General features: G+C 39.7%; 23 protein-coding genes. 14 read left to right on the top strand and 9 right to left on the bottom strand.

Features of this window, described 5'->3' with window-relative positions:
* Positions 1-53 precede the first annotated feature (53 nt).
* The 4 genes from CXF95_RS18565 (at position 54) to CXF95_RS18550 (ending at position 1,925) form a co-directional block, all read left to right on the top strand.
* Positions 54-311 (top strand): type II toxin-antitoxin system Phd/YefM family antitoxin, encoded by a 258-nt coding sequence (locus CXF95_RS18565; RefSeq protein WP_101200040.1) that lies wholly within the window; start codon positions 54-56, stop codon positions 309-311.
* The gene (locus CXF95_RS18560) at positions 299-598 is read left to right on the top strand and encodes a type II toxin-antitoxin system RelE/ParE family toxin (protein WP_101200039.1); all 300 of its coding nucleotides are present in this window, start codon (positions 299-301) and stop codon (positions 596-598) included. The genes CXF95_RS18565 and CXF95_RS18560 overlap by 13 nt, the downstream gene beginning before the upstream one ends.
* A 327-nt stretch (positions 599-925) precedes the next feature.
* Positions 926-1,123 carry a DUF4177 domain-containing protein gene (locus CXF95_RS18555; protein ID WP_101200038.1) on the top strand — a complete coding sequence of 66 codons (198 nt, stop codon included), beginning with the start codon at positions 926-928 and terminating at the stop codon, positions 1,121-1,123.
* A 214-nt stretch (positions 1,124-1,337) separates the two neighbouring features.
* Positions 1,338-1,925 (top strand): thioredoxin family protein, encoded by a 588-nt coding sequence (locus tag CXF95_RS18550; RefSeq protein ID WP_101200037.1) that lies wholly within the window; start codon positions 1,338-1,340, stop codon positions 1,923-1,925.
* Between the two features lie 422 nt (positions 1,926-2,347).
* Here the strand turns inward: CXF95_RS18550 and CXF95_RS18545 are convergent, their stop codons facing one another.
* The 5 genes from CXF95_RS18545 to zntR form a co-directional block, all read right to left on the bottom strand.
* Positions 2,348-3,256, bottom strand: a complete 909-nt coding sequence (locus CXF95_RS18545; protein ID WP_101200036.1) for a hypothetical protein — start codon at positions 3,254-3,256, stop codon at positions 2,348-2,350.
* Positions 3,253-4,113, bottom strand: coding sequence for an ABC transporter ATP-binding protein (locus tag CXF95_RS18540; RefSeq protein ID WP_101200035.1), 861 nt, complete (start codon positions 4,111-4,113; stop codon positions 3,253-3,255). The genes CXF95_RS18545 and CXF95_RS18540 overlap by 4 nt, the downstream gene beginning before the upstream one ends.
* On the bottom strand, positions 4,113-4,475 hold the full coding sequence (locus CXF95_RS18535) for a GntR family transcriptional regulator (protein ID WP_101200034.1): 363 nt from the start codon (positions 4,473-4,475) through the stop codon (positions 4,113-4,115). The genes CXF95_RS18540 and CXF95_RS18535 overlap by 1 nt, the downstream gene beginning before the upstream one ends.
* 152 nt (positions 4,476-4,627) lie before the next feature.
* Entirely contained in the window at positions 4,628-5,665 is a 1,038-nt protein-coding gene (locus CXF95_RS18530) for an SO_0444 family Cu/Zn efflux transporter (protein WP_101200033.1), read from the bottom strand.
* Positions 5,666-5,669: 4 nt separating this feature from the next.
* On the bottom strand, positions 5,670-6,068 hold the full coding sequence (gene zntR, locus CXF95_RS18525) for a Zn(2+)-responsive transcriptional regulator (protein WP_101200032.1): 399 nt from the start codon (positions 6,066-6,068) through the stop codon (positions 5,670-5,672).
* 174 nt (positions 6,069-6,242) lie between these two features.
* On the opposite strand from zntR, the gene CXF95_RS18520 reads away from it, so the two are divergent.
* Positions 6,243-7,088 carry an ABC transporter substrate-binding protein gene (locus CXF95_RS18520; RefSeq protein ID WP_101200031.1) on the top strand — a complete coding sequence of 282 codons (846 nt, stop codon included), beginning with the start codon at positions 6,243-6,245 and terminating at the stop codon, positions 7,086-7,088.
* Positions 7,089-7,378: 290 nt separating this feature from the next.
* Here CXF95_RS18520 and CXF95_RS18515 read toward each other — a convergent pair whose 3' ends face one another.
* Positions 7,379-7,891: a hypothetical protein gene (locus CXF95_RS18515; RefSeq protein WP_232787912.1), complete on the bottom strand. Its 513-nt coding sequence runs from the start codon at positions 7,889-7,891 to the stop codon at positions 7,379-7,381.
* A 169-nt stretch (positions 7,892-8,060) separates the two neighbouring features.
* Between CXF95_RS18515 and CXF95_RS18510 the strand changes: the two genes are divergently transcribed.
* The 3 genes from CXF95_RS18510 to CXF95_RS18490 all read left to right on the top strand — a co-directional run bounded on the left by CXF95_RS18510 (position 8,061) and on the right by CXF95_RS18490 (position 10,034).
* Entirely contained in the window at positions 8,061-8,396 is a 336-nt protein-coding gene (locus CXF95_RS18510; protein WP_101200030.1) for a PBPRA1643 family SWIM/SEC-C metal-binding motif protein, read from the top strand.
* 220 nt (positions 8,397-8,616) lie between these two features.
* Positions 8,617-9,054, top strand: a complete 438-nt coding sequence (locus tag CXF95_RS18505; protein WP_101200029.1) for a nucleoside deaminase — start codon at positions 8,617-8,619, stop codon at positions 9,052-9,054.
* A gap of 764 nt (positions 9,055-9,818) precedes the next feature.
* Positions 9,819-10,034 carry a helix-turn-helix transcriptional regulator gene (locus CXF95_RS18490; protein WP_007619665.1) on the top strand — a complete coding sequence of 72 codons (216 nt, stop codon included), beginning with the start codon at positions 9,819-9,821 and terminating at the stop codon, positions 10,032-10,034.
* Positions 10,035-10,158: 124 nt separating this feature from the next.
* Here CXF95_RS18490 and CXF95_RS18485 read toward each other — a convergent pair whose 3' ends face one another.
* Positions 10,159-11,721, bottom strand: a complete 1,563-nt coding sequence (locus tag CXF95_RS18485) for a bifunctional GNAT family N-acetyltransferase/carbon-nitrogen hydrolase family protein (RefSeq protein ID WP_101200120.1) — start codon at positions 11,719-11,721, stop codon at positions 10,159-10,161.
* Positions 11,722-11,900: 179 nt separating this feature from the next.
* On the opposite strand from CXF95_RS18485, the gene CXF95_RS18480 reads away from it, so the two are divergent.
* A complete protein-coding gene (locus tag CXF95_RS18480) occupies positions 11,901-13,241 on the top strand; it encodes a magnesium transporter (protein WP_232787911.1) in 1,341 nt (446 codons plus the stop codon).
* Positions 13,242-13,325: 84 nt separating this feature from the next.
* Positions 13,326-15,245, top strand: coding sequence for a biosynthetic arginine decarboxylase (gene speA, locus CXF95_RS18475; RefSeq protein WP_101200028.1), 1,920 nt, complete (start codon positions 13,326-13,328; stop codon positions 15,243-15,245).
* Positions 15,246-15,276: 31 nt separating this feature from the next.
* On the opposite strand, the gene CXF95_RS18470 is transcribed toward speA, so the two are convergent.
* Positions 15,277-16,449, bottom strand: coding sequence for a serine hydrolase (locus tag CXF95_RS18470; protein ID WP_101200027.1), 1,173 nt, complete (start codon positions 16,447-16,449; stop codon positions 15,277-15,279).
* Positions 16,450-16,726: 277 nt separating this feature from the next.
* On the opposite strand from CXF95_RS18470, the gene CXF95_RS18465 reads away from it, so the two are divergent.
* Positions 16,727-18,070: a DNA-3-methyladenine glycosylase 2 family protein gene (locus CXF95_RS18465; RefSeq protein ID WP_101200026.1), complete on the top strand. Its 1,344-nt coding sequence runs from the start codon at positions 16,727-16,729 to the stop codon at positions 18,068-18,070.
* Positions 18,028-18,537: a methylated-DNA--[protein]-cysteine S-methyltransferase gene (locus CXF95_RS18460; protein WP_101200025.1), complete on the top strand. Its 510-nt coding sequence runs from the start codon at positions 18,028-18,030 to the stop codon at positions 18,535-18,537. The genes CXF95_RS18465 and CXF95_RS18460 overlap by 43 nt, the downstream gene beginning before the upstream one ends.
* 18 nt (positions 18,538-18,555) lie before the next feature.
* On the opposite strand, the gene CXF95_RS18455 is transcribed toward CXF95_RS18460, so the two are convergent.
* Entirely contained in the window at positions 18,556-19,980 is a 1,425-nt protein-coding gene (locus CXF95_RS18455) for a diguanylate cyclase (protein WP_101200118.1), read from the bottom strand.
* 316 nt (positions 19,981-20,296) lie between these two features.
* On the opposite strand from CXF95_RS18455, the gene glmU reads away from it, so the two are divergent.
* Together glmU and CXF95_RS18445 are read left to right on the top strand one after the other, a co-directional pair.
* Complete coding sequence (gene glmU / locus CXF95_RS18450) at positions 20,297-21,655, top strand: bifunctional UDP-N-acetylglucosamine diphosphorylase/glucosamine-1-phosphate N-acetyltransferase GlmU (protein WP_101200024.1); 1,359 nt, start codon at positions 20,297-20,299, stop codon at positions 21,653-21,655.
* A 170-nt stretch (positions 21,656-21,825) separates the two neighbouring features.
* On the top strand, positions 21,826-22,128 hold the full coding sequence (locus CXF95_RS18445; protein ID WP_101200023.1) for a polysaccharide lyase family 7 protein: 303 nt from the start codon (positions 21,826-21,828) through the stop codon (positions 22,126-22,128).
* Positions 22,129-22,251 lie beyond the last annotated feature (123 nt).

Below are 22,251 nucleotides of genomic sequence, written 5' to 3'. Positions count from 1 at the left end.
GAATTTATGTAATACTATTGTGATACATTATTAAATTAAATAAAGGAGTTATTATGAGAGTTGAACTTGTTACGACACTTAAACGTCAAGCTACCAAAATTTTAGCGGATCTCCACATTTCTAAAGAACCCATATTAATTACTGAGCATGGTCAACCATCTGCTTATTTAGTTGACGTGGAAGATTATGAATTCATGCAACAGCGAATGGCTATTCTTGAAGGTGTAGCACGCGGTGAGCAAGCAATTAGAAATGGTAATACTTTCTCAAATCAAGAAGCAAAAGAGAAAATGAGCAAATGGCTGAAGTAATATGGACGTCACCAGCTCTCGATGATTTAAATGATATAGCTGAATATATCGCTTTAAGTAATATTCCAGCGGCTAAAATATTGACTCAAAAAGTATTTGATAAAATATCCAGGTTAGAAAATCACTCCGAATCGGGTAAAAGACCACTTGAGTTAATTAACTTAAATTACCGTGAAGTGAATGTTAATCCTTGCCGTATTTTCTATAAAGTGGATAACGACAAAGTTTATATTTTACATGTCATGCGGCAAGAACGAGAGCTGCGTAGATTTCTTCTACAGAGTTAAATACGGCTAAATAAGGATAGGTCGTGAGCTTTTTCCGTGACTTAATCCTATTGTTGGACAAGCCCGATGTGGAAGGTGTCTACTTATATAGTAGATATATCGGTTGATGACTAAGGGCATGTAGGGTGCAGTGATGCACCTCTCTTCAAGGTCGGTCCCACACAGATAAGAGCATAACGGGGGCGGCCCTGTCAAATCATCTCCAGCCTACGTTTCATATGTTGTCTTGAGGGACGCCCGGTCTTCATCAGCTCGCAGTTTGATGAAGAAATTAACCAAGCCATACATAAATTCTTGGCATTATCGTGAAAAGGTATTAGTGCATCCATGAAAAGATATGAGTATAAAATCGTAGATACTAAAGATGTTGAAAGTGCAGGATTATTCAAAGGTAGGAAACGCGAGGATATTGAGGCATACCTTAACTCTCTTGGCTTTGAAGGATGGGATCTAGTCAACGTAGATTTTCGTGAACTTGAGGGTGGTTCGGAGTTTGCTGGTGTGATGAAAAGAGAAGTGAACTAAGGTACGTGATTTCACGTGTCTAAACAAAATGTACATCCTTTAGATCACTCTTTAATCTCTGGTTAACACATCTAATAATTGAATTTCAAAGATTTCTAATTCTTGTTGCATATTTACTTTTCGAAACCCAGCATGAGTGAAATTATACCTTGTAATGAATAGAGCAGGTAAACTGTTAGGGAATATCATTTCATCCTAATTTAAGGAAACAAACATGGCAATGACCCCCTCCAATATGTTGCCGCTAGGCCACAAAGCAGCAAGTTTTAGTTTACCCGATACAGACGGCAATACAGTAAGTTTGTCCGACTACGAGGGCAGTCAAGGTCTGGTGGTAGCTTTTATTTGTAACCATTGCCCTTACGTTATCCACATTGCACCACAGCTGGCAAAGATTGCGCAACAGTATCAAAAAAAGGGTATCGCTTTTGTCGCCATCAATAGCAACGACATCGAACAATATCCCGATGACGATATGGCACATATGATTGAGGAAAAACGCACCCGTCAATACCCTTTTGCATACCTACTGGATGAAAAACAGGAGGTCGCTAAAGCTTATTCTGCAGCATGCACACCTGATTTATATCTATTTAATGGCGAACAAAAGTTGGTTTATCGAGGTCAATTCGATGGTTCAAGACCGACCCGAATATCTTCTGGAAACTACGATTCATCTGCACACCAGGCGACAGGTCACGATTTAATTCAGGCTATGGATGCACTACTTGATGGTCGTCATATTGACACAACTCAGACACCCTCTATGGGCTGCAATATCAAATGGAAGGCTGATAATTGATTGGTATCATCATCTTAAAAGTTCAGTGGGGTTTTACGCTGATATTCTCATCCCAACCTTCAAGCCATAAGCACTGATGACCCCCTTCAAGTTTGCAGCGACTACTGGTGCCGACAGACCTAAAGGATTTCCCCCGACGGGGAGGACTAAGTTAACTTGAGCTCGGGATAAGTTAGCATCTGTATAAATTTAATTCACGTTCAGCACATAAACCCATTGTACTGAACGTGGCAGCGGCTTGAATTGTATCTTTGTTAAACCTAGATCCCGCAGTTAAACCACGAGAAATAGCGGCATCCACTGATGCGCCTGGCTATGGGAAAAAAGTTCTCATCACCAATAAGGTGACTACGAATTTTTTCCCTACGCCAGTCACACCATTTGCTACCACTCTTCCCACGAGTTCAACTGCGGAATCTAGGTTAAACGTGACTTCTGTTTACTCTTAACCAGTAAGTAATATACATCAACCCCACTCCTATTAGTGTTGCCACTATACTGATTTTTGAGGACAAGGCCGAAAATACCATGAACCTAGGTGAATCCATATTCCCACTGTTATTGGAGAACAAACCTTGGCCGAATGCAAAATATTCACGTAATGTATTCAAGAAAAAGCCCCCATCAAGGTGCAAATATTCCACGACAAAAGACTCAATAAGCAATATGGCGGCTATGGGTAATATGGCCCATAAAAAAGGAGCCTTGTTGGCAAACATCGAGGCTAACATTAACCATGCAAAGACAGGAAACATCCACAATGCATAGGGTAGCAAGTTTAACCATATAGCAGTTAAGTTGCTGATGATATCGGCACTGCCCCATAGACCCCACAAAGATACGTCATACCCTAGGGACAACACCGAGCAAGCAATGAGTGCAAATAATAGAAAAACAAACACCACACAGGTGGCTGCCAGCATAAATATTGTTGGTACCACTAACGCCCCAGTGATCAGCTTAACGCCAACACTTAATACATCTGAAACAGGCAGTGATCGCCAAAAATAAATGGATAAATCACGTCTTTCGTCGAACAAACAAGTCGTAAAATAATAGAGCTGGATAATCAGCGACACCATAATAAATGGCACAAACATCCCCATAATGGCTGTTAGGAATATACGTGTGAAACCCTCAACATTCGCTAAATTATCTACATTGGTAACAATATCTAACCATTTAGCCGATTGGTAATCTTCCATCAATATCAACTTTAGCAATGGCGCAACTATGATAAAAACGGCGATGATGAGTGGCACCCAAAATAACGTTTTTTTAAATTCCCATATTTCTTTTCTAAAACTAGTGATGATTTGTGAACTGTTCATAGGATAGTCTCCTTCGTCATCATTCCGACAAAAATATCAGCCAATGTGGGAGCACTCACCTTGCCTAAAGTGGCGAGGATCGCTGGGTCAACATTATCAAATAACATGCTAGTGATCCCCATCATGCTATTGGTATAGAGTGGATTATGAGTTTTGGCTTGTTCGAGATGTGCATTGTCAACTGCGACCAATTTAAACCGAATACGAATATCGTCCACGCTCTGGTCTAATACAATCCTACCGTCTCGTATAAATGCGGCGTCGGTCAGAATATGTTCTATTTCTTCAATTTGGTGAGTGGTGACTATGATGCATTTATCTGCGTCATAAAAATCTTCCAATAAATGTGCATAGAATTGACGACGGGTCAAAATATCTAAGCCAAGTGTGGGTTCATCCAAAATCAGTATTTTTGCATCAACGGCTAAAATTAAAGCTAAGTGCAATTGTGTCACCATACCTTTGGATAAGGTTTTTACTTTAGCTGTTGCAGGTATATTGGTTTTAGCTAAAAACGCTGCGGCTTTTTGTCGATCAAAGTTGGGGTGTACCCCTTGCATATAAGTCAGTGCTTGATCGACTTGTATCCACTTTGGCAAAACAGCAACGTCGGCGATATATGCTACATCAACCAGCATTTTCTCCCTGCTTTTACTGGGATTGTATCCTAAAACATCTATGTCACCGTCATAAGTGGTTAAACCTAATAACGCCTGTAAGCAGGTCGTTTTACCCGCACCATTTGGCCCTACTAAACCTAAAATTTGTCCGGCACTTAGGGTTAAATTAACGTCATTCAATACCTGCTTATTTTTGTAAGACTTATGTAATCCTGAAATCGAGATCATGGCTGACATTATTGATGCTCCTTAGTAGTGCGCGGCAACTCTTCAATAGAAAGCTTTAACCGTGAAATTTTCTGCAAAATCTGTGGCCATTCAATGGACAGAAAAGATGCTCGCTCTTTTTCTAATATGCTGTGAGATGCACCTGACTTAACAAACAACCCTTTGCCTCGCTGTTTCTCAACATATTGTTCATCTTGTAACATCTGATAAGCCTTAGAAATAGTGACGGGATTGAGTTGATATTCTACGGCTACTTTTCTAACTGAGGGTAAAGCTTCACCTTCTTGAATGTTGCCGTCCAGAATGCGCTGTATTACCTGCTGGTATAACTGAATATAGATAGGGATATCCCCATTCCAATGAATTGTCATTAATTACCCCAAAAAAAATACATCAATAGCGTTACCAGTGTTATACATCACCAACACACTATCAACAATGATATTCAGAATGTTATTTGTAAGTAATCATTACTTTTGTTAATCATTAGACTTAATGAATGGTGCGGACAGGAAGATAAAAATCATACCGAACTGGTTTTAAAAAATTTAGGGATCAGCATTTTTTGAAGCTGATAAACAATCAATCCAGCCAACACTAAGGCACATCCTTGATACAACACTCCCACCATATCCGAATGTTCACCTTGGGATATTTGCATTTGCCAGTCAAACTGCTCAAAAAGTACATCCAAAATCAGCCCAGCAATTAATGCGCTGCTTATGATGGCAAATAAATAAAGACCGAGTTCCCGTTTACCCAATTCGTTTTTAATCACCATCAAAGTGGCTATGTTAGTAGCTGGCCCCGTCAACATAAACACTAACGCTGCACCTGGCGTAATGCCCGATAACAATAAACCAACCGCAATGGGGGTCGAAGCTGTTGCGCACACGTACATAGGAATAGATATCAAAACCACAACTAACATAGCCCATATTCCTTGAGCATACTGAGTTAAAAATCCTTCAGGCACTAAGGTGGTGACAAGGGCAGCAAAGAAAATCCCCACCAAAAACCACAGCATAAAATCTCGTAATAACTGGCCATAACCAAATATAAAGACAGCTTTTGTTTTTTCAAAAATAGTAGACGGTGCAACACTCGTCTTTTGGCAGCAACTGCTTGTCGGTTTGGCCTGGGGTTCATTTTCAAGCACATTATCTTGCCGACCAAACCAAAGAACAAAGAAGCCTGCAACTAGGGCAGAAGCGATTGCTGCAATGGGCCGAGCGATTGCCATAATTGGGCCCATTAATGCATACGTGATACCTATCGAGTCAACACCCGTTTCAGGTGTGGCAACCAAAAAGCTAGCGGTGCTGGCTTTACTCGCGCCGCTTCGCCTTATTCCGATTGCAACGGGAATAACAGAGCATGAACACAATGGAAGCGGCGCACCAATAAGCGCTGCAGTTACTATTGAACTGTTACCCCCTAATGTTTTTTGTACCCAGGCGCGAGGGATCCAATGATTGATTACTCCAGCGATAAACATACCTAATAGTAAAAAAGGGGCTGATTCAGTGAAGAGCAAGACAAAATTTGAGAAAAGATCCATATACTTATTCCTGTTCTAAGCTAGCAATGATTGAGCAAAACTCTGTGCTTTCTTGACCACCACAGCAAAAACGTTCTAGCTGTTGTAATGTTTTTTGCATCTGCTGTAGCTGTGAAATTTGTTGGTTGATATCGGTGATTTTGGTGCTAGTGATGACCTTGGCTTCAGCACAAACATGCTGGCTTTTGTCATGTTTTATTGCCAATAAAGTGGCGGTTTCAGCCAAACTAAAGCCGCATGCTTTGCTACGTTTAATAAACTTAGCCGTGGTTAAATCATCTTGTGAATAAATACGGTAGTTACTTGCACTGCGTTGGGAGGCACTAAACAGCCCTGTTTTTTCGTAATAACGCAATGTATGCGCGCTAATACCAGAACGCTCTGCCAAATCACTTATTTTCATGCACCCTCCTTCTATTTATAACAATACTAGCATAAGGCTTAGAGTATCATCTAAGGTCAAGAGATAAGTTGCAGCATCTGAATCAAAAAAAGCGTGATATTAATAAAAGGTTAATCGGCTCGCAAAATTCAAATACTAAATTACACTTAGTAAGAAATTTAAGGAGCAGAAACCATGAAAATTAACTATTTGTTTTTACTACTACTTTTATCTTTTATTGTGAGTGCATGTAACCCTCAACCACCCATTGAACAAACCAAATCAACGCCAGTTGCTGTTGCCGAAACAATCATCCCAACGGAGGAACAGATACCCGACAAAACCTGCCAATTCGTTCTTGGATTTGATGCATGGGAACCTTATCAATATGTAGATGTTGGCGAGCGAGTCGCAGGTTTAGATATCGAGTTAGTTGCGGCTGTGGTGAAAGGCATGGGATGCCAACTGACCTATCAACAAGGCACTTGGGTTGAATTGTTGATGGCTTTAAAACAGGGTGACGTAGATATACTGCTTGGCGCGTCAAAAACCGAGGCAAGGGAAGAGTTTGCGCTTTTTAGTGATGCATATCGAATGGAGGAATTTTCTCTTTACATTCGTAAAGGCGATAAAGTGCGGGCGGGCTATAAGACTCTGTCTGAGTTTATTCAAAAAGGCAGTCGAATAGGCATAGTTGAGGATTATTTTTATGGCCCAGATGTATCAATGTTGTTAGATAGTGCTGAAACATCTAAATATTTCGTCAGTGCTATTATGGGCGAACTCAATGTTGCTAGACTTCTGGATGAAGATATAGACGGATATTTTGAGGATAGTTTCGTTGGTGCTGCATTACTGCGGCGTAAAGCATTATCTAATTACATCGTTGCTCATGGTATCACCATACAAACCGGAAATGCTTATGTGATGTTCAGTCAAAAGAGTGTGACACAAGAACAACTTAGTGACTTTAATACACAATTAGCAGAAGTGAAGAATAGTGAAATCTACCAAAATATCTTAGATAAATATTCTTATTAAAGGTTGATGACGGGGATATTTACATTGTCTAACAATCTGAATATCCCACATTATTTTAAATGAGTGTTCTAGCTGTTTATTTACCAGATGTAGTTGGCTAAATTATAAGAAGAACAATCATTATTTTATGCAAAAATGTCCAAGCCATCACAAAACGTGCGTTTCAGAACGACTTGAGCGCATCAATGACTGAATGTCGACCACCTTCTGAATCGGCGTCTACCAGTAGTGGACTGCCCAGCCGTTCCTTTTGTGCGGGTTACTAAAGTGGTTTGGGTACATGAGGTAGGTTAAAAAAACAAAGAAAATTGTAGTCCGTAAAAAATTTGTTTATCGCTGTCCCAATAATCACCATCAATTTGACGAGCCTTGACAAAGCCTTCTATCCGGACATTTTCTGCATTTATCCCTGCGCCTAAACCAGCATAACCATCTATCTGGTTGTTTTCTTGGGGATCGTAGAAATTGTCATCATCTCGCACATCATCCAAAAACAACTCTAAGGTATCAAAACCAGCCTCAATATAGATAAAGGCTTTACCGTAAACGCCCAGTCTTACACCGGTATCTAGAGACAAAAAATCTTGCATTTCACCAGTGTCATCTAAGATTTCGGCATAATTAAAGGATGAAATAAGCTCACCTTTAAGCAAACTGTTTGGAGAGCCAATTGACGCCGTTGCTCCAAAACCAATAATAGAATCGGTCTCATTAAACTCTCGTTTTATGAAAACGTTGAAAGGATGGTTTGCATAACTGAATGAACTGAAAAATATAATTCCTAAAAAAATAACTCTAAACATGATCATTTATCAATAAGATACAAGAATGACAAGTATCCTATTAGAGTTAACCTTAATCAAATATGAATTACAGCCTTTCAATAAAATGAAGGTACGCAAATGACAGCTTTAAGTAGTGTCTTACACTTATCCCGCTATGATCTAGCCCTCACTATATTAGGATCAAATAATGCATAATGTTTTTTTCAAAGGTCGCATTGAAGTGCGAGAAAAATATCAACGATTTGGTTATAACACCAACAGACATGTGAAATTAGGTAGCGCAAATTTTCCGCTAACGTTACGAGTCAATTCAGTGCAGCGGGAAAAAGAAATTGAGCAGATTTTATTAGAAAATTCACTTGTTGCAAATATCAAAGTTAATGCAAATGAACAAGAAAATACTATTGAGCTAGACACTATTTTAAATAAACCTATTACTCAATCCACTGTCCCTAAACTTAATCGAAATGATACCTGTAATTGTGGTAGTGGCAAAAAATTCAAAAAGTGTTGTGGGGTATAAGGTAGCTCTAGGATTGCTTTTTTATATAATGATTGTGCATGGTTTTTGTAAAAGTACTGACAATGAAAACAAAGTGTTTCTTTTTAACAACACAATTCTAATGATCTGAATTTATGCTTAACTTAAACATCGAAGACCCAAAAAGCACTTAAAGAGTTAGGCTCAGATTATTTACTTCCCAGTCTATTAACCAACACTGAACCAATATTTAAGGAATGTCATGGACAAATTTATGGAAGCTGCAATCGAAGAAGCTCAAAAAGGTTTAGCCGAAGGTGGGATCCCTATCGGGTCAGTGATCGTGCATAACAACAAAATTATCGGTCGTGGTCACAATCGAAGAGTCCAAAGCGGTAGCCCCATTTTGCATGGTGAAATGGACGCATTTGAAAATGCGGGTCGTCAATCTGCACAGACCTATCGAGAGTCAATTATTTACACAACATTGTCACCTTGCGCAATGTGTTCGGGGGCAATAATTTTATATGGCATAAGCCATGTAGTCATTGGTGAAAATTACACTTTCATGGGTGAAGAAGTCTTACTCAAGTCTAGAGGTATTTCTATCGAGGTACTGCAAAACCAGCAATGTATCAACTTAATGAAAAACTTCATCAACACCAAACCACAGCTTTGGAATGAAGACATTGGTGAATGAAAGATAATTAAAATAGACATGGTGTATATAATTACAAACTTTATGTTAAAAATATTTTACATAGAGTTAGCTTTACAATACTCTCATTGTTATTAACAAAGAGGGGGTTTTATGAATATGTCTTTTAGAGAGAAAAGTATTTGGATTTCATTAGGGACTGTTGACCTTTCATATGTCAGCCGAGACTGAGGTAATTTATTTGCATACCCAGGCGTTCGTCTTGAAGTTTAGCCACTCTAAACGAAAGATGAACAACGAAGGTAGGCGAATAAATGGCCCATAACTCGGTTACCGACCCGAAGGGTTTTCCTCAAAACGCACTTACTCTGCATTGAAACCTGTTTATTTGGATGGCCAAACTTAACAGATTTCGCCTTGATTAAGCACATTTTGAGGAAAATCTCGGTGATATATGAAAGGTCAACAGCCCCTAGTACATTACTAATTTTTGGTGACTATTTTTTAAATGTAATATCTTTAGGCGGGCTGCCTGAAGATGTCGCTAAAGCAGCAGAGTTTGGAGCTGATGAAAGATACATTATTCGCATATAAAGGTAACAATTTTGGTTATACAGAATTGGCTATAGGCGTATTTATTTCATTAGGGTGGATCGTTTTACTGGAAATAAACTCAGAGTTTATTGCACACTCTAAGGTACTAAAATTTCCACTTTTGACTGCGCATATTTTGTTATTCAGTTTCATCTTTTCTGAAGTAGTTAGATTTTATGCACAACTTTATTATTACAGAAGGTGTGACTAACTTGGCTACCCTTCCTATCAAAAATAAAATCCGCGAGTTGCGTTTTTTTGCTGAAGAAATGACGCAACAGGAGCTTGCAGAATTGGTTGGAGTAACACGGCAAACGATCATGGCCATCGAAAAATGTAAGTACTCACCAACTCTTGAGGTGGCCTTTAAAATTGCTGAAGTATTTGGCCAGTCCATCGATGAAGTTTTTCAATACCAGTCGGTTTAAAACATTAACTCGAATACTTTTAGAACAACTGAATGGTAACCATTTAAATATCAATTTTTTGATAAAAAAATGCCGTACTAAATACGGCATTTTTAACACATTATTTATTGGTGTGAGCGCCCACTTACTGCCCAGTCCAATTTACTTTGTACAAGTCACGTCTTCTATCGAGATAATTTCTGACTGAGCCTTCATTGCGAAGTTGTGTCAACCTATCCAAATCCAAGTCAACAATTAACGTCATTTCTGTGTTGGGTGTGGTTTCTGACACTATGGCATCATGTGGAAAAGCAAAGTCAGAAGGTGAGAAAACAGCGGATTGTCCATACTGAATATCCACATTATCTACCTTGGGAAGATTACCCACACTACCAGCAATAGCCACATAACATTCATTTTCGATAGCCCTTGCCTGTGCACATATTCTCACTCTCAGGTAGCCATTTTTAGTGTCAGTCCAGAAAGGTATAAAGAGTATTTGGATTTCTTGATCGGCTAAAATTCTACCTAATTCTGGGAACTCAACATCGTAACAAATCAGAATACCAATTTTACCAAAGTCAGTATCGAAGGCTTGAAGTTTGTCGCCACCCTGCATGATCCAATCCTTCTTCTCATGAGGTGTTGGATGCAACTTATATTGGCAATCAATTTGACCATCACGATGACATAGATAACTGATGTTATATAACTCATCATCCTTAACAACAGGCATTGACCCCACTATCACGTTGATATTATATGACACCGCCAACCGAGACATTTCAGTTAAGATCTCATCGCTATAAGTCGCTAAGTTCCATATTGCATCGATTGATGTTTCAGCGGGTTTGATGCCCATAAGCGGCGCATTAAAAAACTCAGGGAAAAGTGCTACATCACATTTGTAATCTGAAAGAGCATCAATGAAATATTCAGCTTGTTGCAACAATTCTGCGACATCATGAAAATACCGCATTTGCCATTGTATACAACCAATTCGCGCAGTATTTCTGTGTCCACCAAAAAGCTTAGGAGATTCAGCGTTATAATAAATGTTATGCCATTGCAATAGTGTGGCGTAACCCATCGAGGCTTTGTCTTCTGGTAGATATGCTTTGAGTATTTGTTTAACCTCAAAACCGTTTGATATCTGAAACGTTAGGATAGGGTCGAATAAATCTTTAGACTTCACTGCCTCGATATATTCATAGGGTGTCATTGTAGCGGCGTGTTTAGCATAATTGGGTATTCGCCCACCAGCCATAATTGACTTTAAGTTAAGGTTTTTACACAGTTCTTTTCTCGCTTCGTACAAACGACGGCCCAATCTAAGGCCCCTATATTCTGGCGATACAAAAATATCCACGCCATATAACACATCACCTTTTGGATCATGCGTACCTAAATAAGCATCGCCAGTAATTTCATCATAAGTATGTTTGTCACCAAATTTCTCATAATCAACGATGACCGAAATAGCTGCTGCAACTACTTTACCTTTGTCCTCAATACAAATCTGTCCTTCTGGAAAAGTATTAAGTTGTGCCTGATAGTTTTTTAGTGGCCATGCTCCTCCTACTTGAAGATAAACGACGTCCATTAATTCCTTCACATCAGCATAATCGTCGAGGGTAAGATATCTCAACTCTAATTTATGTGTTGTGTCTTCAGTGCTTGGGGTTGGATTGGTTTCTCTGTCTTGCATATCTACTTCTCTGGTGATTAGTTTAAAAGCATTTTCTTGAGTGGGATTAAGGCTACAAGGAATTGATATTTGCTTTGGCATTGTATGCTGCATATAAGATACACCAATAATCTAATAAATCACTATGGCGAACTTATCTTTTATCGATACCATATGGGTTAGTGATTAAGGAGATTAAAATGGTCAGTCAAGAACAACGGGAAAGTGCATTTTTATGGTTACTTGACCGACTTAATGAAGGTCAAGTGGCGGTGCCTATTAGTGCCAGAGATTTCTCCTCTGAAGATTGGGCTTTTGTATTTGAAGGGCTGCCTAAAGATCTACGATTTGAGTTGTGGCAAACACTCAGTGAAGATAAAAAGTCACCAATACTGGCTGCCATGCGCGACGATTCTCGTGAGCAACTTATGTCGTTGCTATCGAATCAAAATATTGAAGACCTTGCCCTTGCCAGTACCACAGAACACTTAGTCGAAATACTTGATGCACTCCCCAATCGAGTAGCTAAAGGATTAATTAAGAAGCTTAACCCTCAAGAGTCAGGCCTAATCGAAGAGGCACTAAACTACTCCGATGAACAACTCGGTCGTTACGTTAACTATGATGTGTACACAGCCAATAAAAGCGTGTCTGTAGGTGAATTACTAGAAGAATTAAAAATGGAGGCCCTACCGGCCTATACCGATAGTATTTTAGTCGTAGACGACACAGGCCACTATTTAGGGCAAGTTGATATTAATCAGTTATTTACGTGTAAAGCCAGCACCCCACTTATTCAGGTGGCTGAGTTTTCAGATAACGTATTAGCGGCAGACTTAGAACTATTTGAAGCTTCTGAAGCAGTCAAAAGCAGTGGTCGCTCAATGTTGCCTGTTATCACTAAGGAAGGACGATTACTGGGACGTTTTTCTGTTAAAGATGCGATTGACGTATACCAAGAATATTATGAAGCGCAATTGTCACATATGGGCCGCGTAAGTGACGAAGACTTATTTGCACCTGTGTTTACAAGTTCAAGACGCCGGGCAGTATGGTTGGGGATTAATCTATTAACCGCTTTTGCCGCTTCCATTGTCATTGGCATATTCGATGAAGTGGTTGCACAAGTCGTCGCATTAGCAGTGCTTATGCCCATTGTGGCAAGCATGGGTGGCATTACTGGGAGTCAAACACTCACCTTAACCATTAGGGGGTTAGCCACAGGACAATTGGCTACATCTAATCTAAGGGCTCTTGGGAACAAAGAAGTCTTAGTTGCCTTTTTCAATGGCCTACTTTGGGCTTTAGTTGTTTCGGCAATTACTTCCCTGTGGTTTGATAACCCATGGCTGTCTGCCATTATTGCGGTGGCTTTAATTATCAATATGCTTATTGCTGCCATTGCAGGCATAGTGATCCCCGTATTACTCGATAAAATGGGTATTGATCCTGCCCTTGCGGGCTCCGTAATACTAACGACAGTGACTGATGTGGTTGGCTTTTTTGTGTTTTTAGGATCCGCATCATTACTTTTAGTTTAATAACAACAATGATGCTAGCCAGCACAATTGTTGTTCATTATAATCCGCGCGCGTTTAAACCCTTTTGATAGACAGAAATATATTATGCCAAGAACTAAAAAGTGGACCATTGATGACTCGGAAAATATCTACCGGGTAAAACGTTGGGGCGCAGGCTATTTTGAAATTGGTCAAAATGGCAATCTACAGGTTACGCCCGATCCATCAAATACAGATAGGCGAATTGATTTCAAAGCAGTTGTAGAAGAAATCAAACAAGAAGGCATTCAATTTCCAGTGGTGGTGAGGTTTCATGACATTCTTCGATCGCAGGTGGCATTGCTGAATCAAACGTTTCAACAGACGGTTAAAGATGCTGAGTACCAAGGCGAATATATGGGTGTATACCCTATAAAAGTAAACCAGATGCGGGAAGTAGTAGAAGAAATAGTCGACGCCGGCGCGGCCTTTAATTATGGTCTCGAAGCTGGGTCAAAGGCTGAACTTTTGACAGTGATGGCGCTGAATACTAATACAGAGTCACTCACCATACTCAATGGATACAAAGACCAAGAGTTTATGCAGTTAGCTCTGTTAAGTCGCAAGTTAGGTCGAAAAACAATTGTGGTCATTGAGAAGTATTCAGAACTTATCCTGCTGGTAAAAACGGCTAAAGAGCTGGATATAATGCCAATAGTTGGCGTCCGTTCCAAGATGACAGTAAAAGGTCGAGGAAAATGGGAAAGCTCTGGTGGTGATCGAGCTAAATTTGGCTTAACCATCAGTGAAATAATCAATGCAGCCCGCTACCTTGACCAACACGGTATGGCGGATTGTTTAAAACTATTGCATTTTCATATTGGCAGCCAGCTAACCGACATTCGTGCGGTAAAAGAATCCATCACAGAAGGCGCAATGATCTACTCTGAGCTTCACAGAATGGGCTTTAAATTAGAATACGTTGACGTTGGGGGCGGACTAGGCATTGATTATGATGGCAGCCAGTCGACAAATGACTCATCGCGCAACTACAGTATGCAAGAATATGTGGCTGATATTGTATATGGCATGAAACAAGTGTGCGATTTAGAAAATGTGCCCCACCCAACATTAGTGAGCGAAAGTGGCAGAGCCATCACTGCCCATCATAGTTGCGTAGTCACCGAGGTGGTGGGTGAGATAAAAGCACATGGATCCGGCGTCGCCACACTCTCAGTGGATGGTGAACATTTCTTAGTTAGCGATATGCGAGAACTAACAGAAATTATTGATACCCAAGACAACCTACAAGAAATATTTAATGACGCCTCGCAGTTTAAAGAGCAAGCGTTACAAGCATTTAAGTTGCGGGTAATATCACTAGAAGAACTCGCCAAAATTGAAACGTTATACTGGCAAATTATGGGAAAAGTACAGTTTCGTATCAAAGACGCCGAATTTGTTCCAGAAGAAATGCAGGAGATTGACTATACGTTGTCATCTCAATATCTATGTAACTTTTCAGTATTTCAATCCGCTGCCGACACATGGGCAATAGATCAAATACTACCCGTGGTGCCACTCACCAGAATGAACGAAAAACCCACCATCAATTGCTCTTTAGTAGATATTACTTGTGATAGCGATGGGAAATTAGATCAATTTATTAGCGAACAAGGTATTTCAAATGTAGTTCCCATGCATAACCTAAATCCGGGTGAAGATTATCATTTGGGATTATTTTTAACCGGTGCTTATCAAGATGTAATGGGCGACATGCATAACTTGTTTGGTCGCTTAAATGAAGTGCATATATTTAGTGATGACGAGGATCCCCAAGGCTTTTACATTGAAGAAATGGTCAAGGGTTCCTCGGTTGAAGATGTGTTATCAATCATGCAATACCACCCAAGTGCGATGGCCAAAAGCATGAAAAAAATGATTGACGTACATGTTGCCAAAGGGCAAATGAAACCCAGAGAAGGAGTAAAATGGACAGACTTCTATGAAGATTGTCTTAAGGGTTATACCTACTTAAAAACCTAGCACTGAACTCCCAGCATCTAACACCTAGCACTTATTTTTGTTGGATAGTGTTAGGTGCTGGTTTGATTGCGCCAGCAACTAAGCTAATTTGCTCTAAATGCTTAAAACAGCGGGCCCAAAAATCAGGGGTAAACTCATTGATTAAGTTGGACTCTGCATTCATTAACATCACATAACCCACCCCATATTCAGGAGAAAATGCGATATCTGCGCGGTAACCCTGTACCCAACCACCGTGATAATTAAGGGTATGCCCTGCAAAATCATAGATACGCCAGCCTAATCCATAGTGAGCATCCGACAAAAATTTACGCCATTGACGTCGGTACACTTCTTTTTTACTTTTCGTCAGCGGAGTGGTCACCTGTGAAATCAACTCAGCAGAGACGACTCTTGGCGCCTCACCCAAAAGTGCGTGCATCCAAATAACCATATCCCGCATACTCGCATTTACCCCAGCGGCAGGAGAATATCTGTAATAGTCATCTCGTACTTTAGTCGAGCGCCAGCGATTTTTTGAAATGGCTACATGAGGTCTTGCCCACTTGGCAGATGACTCTAGACCCGCTTTACCCACACTGGCATGAGGCATGTTTAATGGCTTAATTAAAGTCTGAGTTAAGGCCTGCCCATAAGAAGAATGATGTTGCTCAAAATATCCATCTACCACTGCAAACAAGGTGTTTTGATAAGTATAACATTGCCCTGGCTGACACAATGGCTTAAGCGTTGAAAGCATAGTGAGCACTCGCTTAACTGAATAATTCGCTTCAATTAAATTGTCATAAGCATTAGGTGTATAACCACTAGATTGACCAATAACATGTTGTAATACCAACTCGCCGGCTTTCCCTTTTGTGTGAGAGAATTCTGGCACCAATTGCGCCACCGGAATTTGCCAGTCCAACTGATTTTGTGCTACATATTTAGCCATTAACATAGAAGTAAATGTTTTTGATACTGAGGCCAATCTAAATACAGTATCTATAGCAATAGGATTGCCTGACTTGCTTTCTTTGCCATACACCACCACCGAAGCAGGTTTACCTTTTTCTATATAAGCAAAGGTATATCCAGGTAAGTTCTTTTTTTGCGCTTTTTGTTGAATATCTTGTGCAAATTCTTTCAACCATTTATCTGCAGCAATACTCTGCTGGCTGCATAAGCTTAAAAATAGTAGAAATCCTATAAAAGACTTAAACATGGAACAGGTGAAGTTGCATAGGTTTGGTCAGCATGTCCAAAAAAACCGTCATTATATAAACAAAAGAAGCCACATTATTCCTATTATTAGATTGAGTCGACTAAGCGACGTTTAGCCAACACTGACTATTATCCTCTTTGAAGGTACTTAGGATCAACCATCATTATGAATTGTTCATGCAACACACAGCAGAATAACGATTGACTGCCGTTTTTGTCGCACCCACTTCATATAAATCGTTAGAATGAGTATATCACAGGCAGCAAAGCACAAAATAATGAACCCTGACTATCAACAAGCTAGGCTATCAAGAGACCCACGTTTTGATGGCTCATTTTTTATAGCGGTTAAAACCACCCATATTTTTTGTCGACCAATTTGCCCTGCTAATACCCCTCTTGAAAAAAATGTCGAATACTTTCAGTTAGCACAACAAGCCATGTTAGCTGGCTATCGACCTTGTTTACGTTGCAGGCCTGACAGCGCCCCTCACTCTTACGCATGGCAAGGCGTGAATACCACTGTTCAGAGGGCAATGCGTTTACTGAGACAAAATAAAGAATTAAAAATTCAAGAAATCGCCACTAAATTAGGTATAACCACTCGCTATTTTCGTCAGCTTTTTCAGCAGCATTTAGGCTTAAGTCCAAAACAATACCAGTTATTTGATAAGGTTTTATTTGCTAAAAAACTACTTCACGAAAGCAACTTACCCATTGAACATATTGCCCATGCCAGTGGTTTTTCTAGTGCTAGACGTTTACAACATAATTTTAAAAAAGTGACGGGCTTAACACCCCAACAAATAAAGCAGAGTAACAACAAACAAGGCGAGCTTATTAGTCTTAAGTTAGCCTTTCGGCCACCTTTTAATTGGCAACATATGCAATCGTTCCTGGCTTTAAGGGTGATTCAAGGCGTCGAAAATGTCACAGCAAATTGTTATTCGAGAACCTTTGTTATTGGAAAAGATAAAGGCTGGTTTAGGGTCTCAGCTGTTCAGAATACACATTATTTAAAGGTGGAAATAAGCCTACTTAATATCGAAAAACTGACGACTGTTTTAACGAATATTGAACGAGTGTTTGATCTCAACGCAGATACCAACACTATCCAAACTCAATTAATAAGATGCGGAGTCCCAGAAGACACTATGGTGACGGGATTAAGAATACCTGGTGTTTGGGATACATTTGAAGCTGGCTGTCGTGCCATTCTTGGTCAACAAATATCCGTCAAAGCGGCCATTAGCCTATTATCCCAATTAACAAAGGAATTAGGCGTAACAGAAGGTGACAAGGTGTATTTTCCGACACCTGAAGCGATTGCAAATAGTGAGCTTAGTTTTCTCAAAATCCCTCATAGCCGCAAACAAACCTTGCGGCTATTAGCGCAACATAATGTTCATTCATCAGATTCATCAGTAGATGATTGGTTAAATATAAAAGGCATAGGACCTTGGACTGTAGACTATGCCAAAATGCGTGGACAATCTTCTCCCGACATATGGCTCAATACTGACTTGATTGTTAAAAAACAACTGGCGAAATTAAAAATAGATGCGGAGTTAGCGCGTCCATGGCGAAGTTACCTAACATTTCAACTTTGGAGTATGGCGTGACTGACAATAATCATTTTATCGAGTATTTGGATACCCAGTTTGGCATTTTAGAGGTTTGTGCCGACCAAGATGGTATTAGCTCAATAGGTTTTGTACAACAGAAGTGTAAGGCCATAAGTAAGTGTTTACATACTCAACAAGCTATTAAACAATTAAAAGAATATTTTGCAGGTAACAGGACTCAGTTTAATTTAAACTTAAACGCGAAAGGCACTGATTTTCAGCATCAAGTTTGGAGACAACTGACCACTATCGAATATGGGCAAACCTGCAGTTATGCAGATATTGCAAAAGCGATAGACAACCCAAAGGCAGTGAGGGCTGTAGGTGCAGCCAATGGACGTAACCCCCTGACCATTGTTGTTCCTTGTCACCGTGTTATCGGTAGTAATGGCAAGTTAACGGGCTATGCATGGGGTACATCAATCAAAGCAGGTCTCTTAGAGTTGGAAAAAAGTGGCATCTAATCAAACACTCAGTGTGAGTTATTCAGAATCAATTAACTGCATCCTGACCATGTTTCTACCATCACGCTTGGCGGAAAATAAGGCGTCATCTGCCGCCGAAATAACTTCTGACATAGTCCGCGGCGTGGCGGTAAAAGACACTCCGAAGCTACCTGTTATTTGGATAGATGTCGTGCCAGTGGTGATGGTCATAGCAGCCAACTTTTTACATAACTCCTGACAGACTTCGACCGCTTCGTGGGGACCAGTATCAGGCATCAATAAGATAAATTCTGACCCACCCCAGCGACCTAAAATATCTTTTTCACGAATATCATGTTGCAACATATGCGCAACTTGTCGCAGAACGATATCGCCTGCTTTCCTACCGTGAGTTTCATTAATAGACATAAAATTATCTAAATCAATTAACACCAAGCTAATCGATTGCTTCTCAAACATCAGTTCTTCAAACTTTAAGGTAGTGTTACTTCGATTTGCCAGTTCGGTTAGGATGTCAATTTGTTTGATTTTTTGAATGTCTTTTTTGAAGTAGTACAACAAGTTGTATATCAATAAAAACAAACCAAATATCACTGCTAGCAAGGTCACTATGCTAATGATAAAACCACGACTTATCTCAGTTTGTCGAGATTGAAGGGGAGTAATAATGTACAAGGTCCAGTCAAATGGCTGAATATTAAGTTCTGCTATAAGTGCTTCTTGACCGTTAATTTTTAATAATAAATTATTTAATGAGCCTTGTTGTTGTTCTGGATTTAAGGTTTGAAACCACGGTAGGTCGGCTAGGTTTTTAAAGGTTACACCTTTGATTAATAACTCAGGATCAGATGTCAGGGTAATATCCTTATTCTGATCAACAAAGATAAAATCATATCCGTAGGACTGTTTGTATTCATTAAATACCTGGGTAAATGCATTGAGGCTTTTACCTACACCGAATACCCCAAGAAAATTATTTTCATCATCGTAAATTTTTAAATCGATATAAAATTGAGGGTTTTGCCATTGTCCAATATCGGCCATAGCATCTTCAGGCTGGGCTTTGTATCTGAAATACCAATCAACTTTCCCTTCAATCAGATCAATTTTTGTTCCTTGTGAATCATATTGGGTACGGCTGATCTCACTAGCAATGAAGAAGTTTAATGAAAATTCCTGATTCAGGCGTTTCAGAGTCGCAAATATTTGCTCCTCATTATCCTTAGGGCTGGTCATTAAATCTTTGAGCTCTTTTGCTTTAGCCAGTGTCTGTGAAATATGTAGAGGCTGCATGAGCTGTTCAACAATCAATTGTAATGCCGGAGAATGAGATTTTTGTTGCGCTCTACTTTGCTCGGCCACTATTTTCGAGACACTGATATGAACTAAGGTGACAATAGATACCACAACCACCGCAAACAGCATTAAGATACTTCGATGTAATGTACGAAAAATATTCACGGGCAGCCCTGCTCTTAATTTATCAAATCTGTTTTCCGACAACAAATGCCACATAGGCAATGTTTTATATCATAACGGAGAATGGTCTTTAGAGTAATCAACCATGCACTTTATTTTTAATAATGATTAAAAACCATCAGAAGTTTTAATATTAGAATGACTATTCTGATACTTTTTTATGTCTACACAGCATTTTTAGAATATTCGTTAACCCAATTGTTATTACTGACAGTACATTAGCAAATAAGTAGAATGGGCTAATGTCTAAGATGTCGCATCATTGGACAACAGGCATCTCACTTTTAAAGGAAATTGAATGACTTTTTCAGTAGTAGTTTTAGCAGCAGGCAAAGGCACTAGAATGAAATCTTCTTTGCCTAAGGTATTGCACCCCATTGGTGGCAAACCCATGGTTCAACATATCATTGATACAGTAAAAAAATTGGGTGCCAACAATATCCACTTAGTGTATGGCCACGGACGTGAACAGTTGCAAAATAAGCTCAGTCACAATGATTTATCTTGGTGTCTACAAGAGCAACAATTAGGTACCGGCCACGCAGTGCAACAAGCCGCTCCTCATATTCAAGATAATGAAGACGTGCTGATATTGGTAGGTGATGCACCGTTGATAAAAGAATCAACATTGCAGCAATTAATAGCCGTGAAAAAAGATGCCGACCTCGCTTTGCTTACCGTAGAGCTAGAAGATCCCACTGGAATGGGGCGGATCATCAGACAAGGAGAACAAGTCATCGCCATTGTTGAACACAAAGATGCGTCACAACAACAGCGTCAAATCAAAGAAACCAACACTGGCATGATGATTATGGGAGGCAAAGACCTAAAGCGTTGGTTGTCCGCTCTAAACAATAATAATGCTCAGGGCGAATTTTATTTAACTGACGTGATTGAAATGGCCGCCAAAGAAGGCAAATCTATTCATGCTTCACAGCCCTCTTGTGCCATTGAAGTAGAAGGGATAAATAATAGAGTGCAACTTGCGTCAATCGAACGAGCCTACCAAGCCGAAAAAGCTGAAGCGCTAATGCTGCAAGGCGTGTCATTATTAGATCCATTACGCTTTGACTTAAGAGGTGAAATAGAGGTTGGCCAAGATATCACAATAGATGTCAATGTCATCGTCGAGGGTAAAGTGAAAATTGGTTCAAACGTCTCCATCGGTGCCAACTGTATCTTAATAGACTGCATCATCGAAGATAACGCGATTATTCATGCCAATTCAATATTAGAGCAAGCCATAGTTGGCCAGCATTGTAGTGTAGGCCCCTATGCTAGGCTGCGCCAGGGAACAGTATTAAAGGAACAATCCCGTGTAGGCAACTTTGTTGAAATGAAAAAAACCATCTTAGGTAAGGGCTCTAAAGCGAATCATCTTACCTACCTTGGCGATACAGTAGTAGGCGAAGGTGCCAACATTGGCGCTGGTACCATTACGTGTAATTACGATGGTGTAAATAAATTCAAAACCATCATAGGCGATGGAGCATTTATAGGTTCAAATAGCGCATTAGTTGCTCCCGCCAGTATTGGTAAAAATGCCACTGTGGGTGCAGGTTCAATTATCACTAAAGAAGTCGCAGATAATGAGTTAGCCATTGCTAGAGCCAAACAACGGAATGTAGATGGCTGGCAAAGGCCAGTGAAGAAGTAATCTCAACCAAAATTTCACTTCAATGACACTTAGGCGTTACTTCAGATGCAGGAGCGCCTAAGAAAGTCGGTAATCCAATTTTTAAATAATCCTAGCTACAGCTAGTTGGTATTTTAGCGTTTACTGTTAACTAACTTGAACTCTGGTTAAGACGTGCCGCTTCCCTTAAAATAATTGCAATAATAACAGGCGCCAGTAACGCAAAAGATCCAGAGGATGGTATCGCTCTTAATGAAAAATTCAGTTACATCATTGATGTAAAAGGCGATATTTTGACCGTCACCTTAAGTCGAGAGGGAAAAGACGACATGACTCATATAGTGGATATGCAAGACAGTGGTTACAACAAAAGAAATCAATACATGCATTTCAAAGCCGGTGTCTACAATCAAAATAGTACTGGCCTGCCTGAAGATTACGCTCAGGCAACGTTTTACCGTTTAGTCAATACACACAAGGTTTACAATCACTAACTTACATATAGTATCTATGCATGTTTTAACACCTAATTGCTGCCTTAAATCTTCGTTTATATTTTTAAAAACAAAAATAACTTGTATTTCGTAAGATTAGAATTAGAATAAATTTCAAATCGA

Origin of the sequence: Paraglaciecola sp. MB-3u-78 (genome assembly GCF_002835935.1) — a bacterium.
GTDB lineage: Bacteria > Pseudomonadota > Gammaproteobacteria > Enterobacterales > Alteromonadaceae > Paraglaciecola.
Note: the sequence above shows the minus strand (reverse complement) of the source record. Positions and strands in the feature narration are given on the sequence as shown.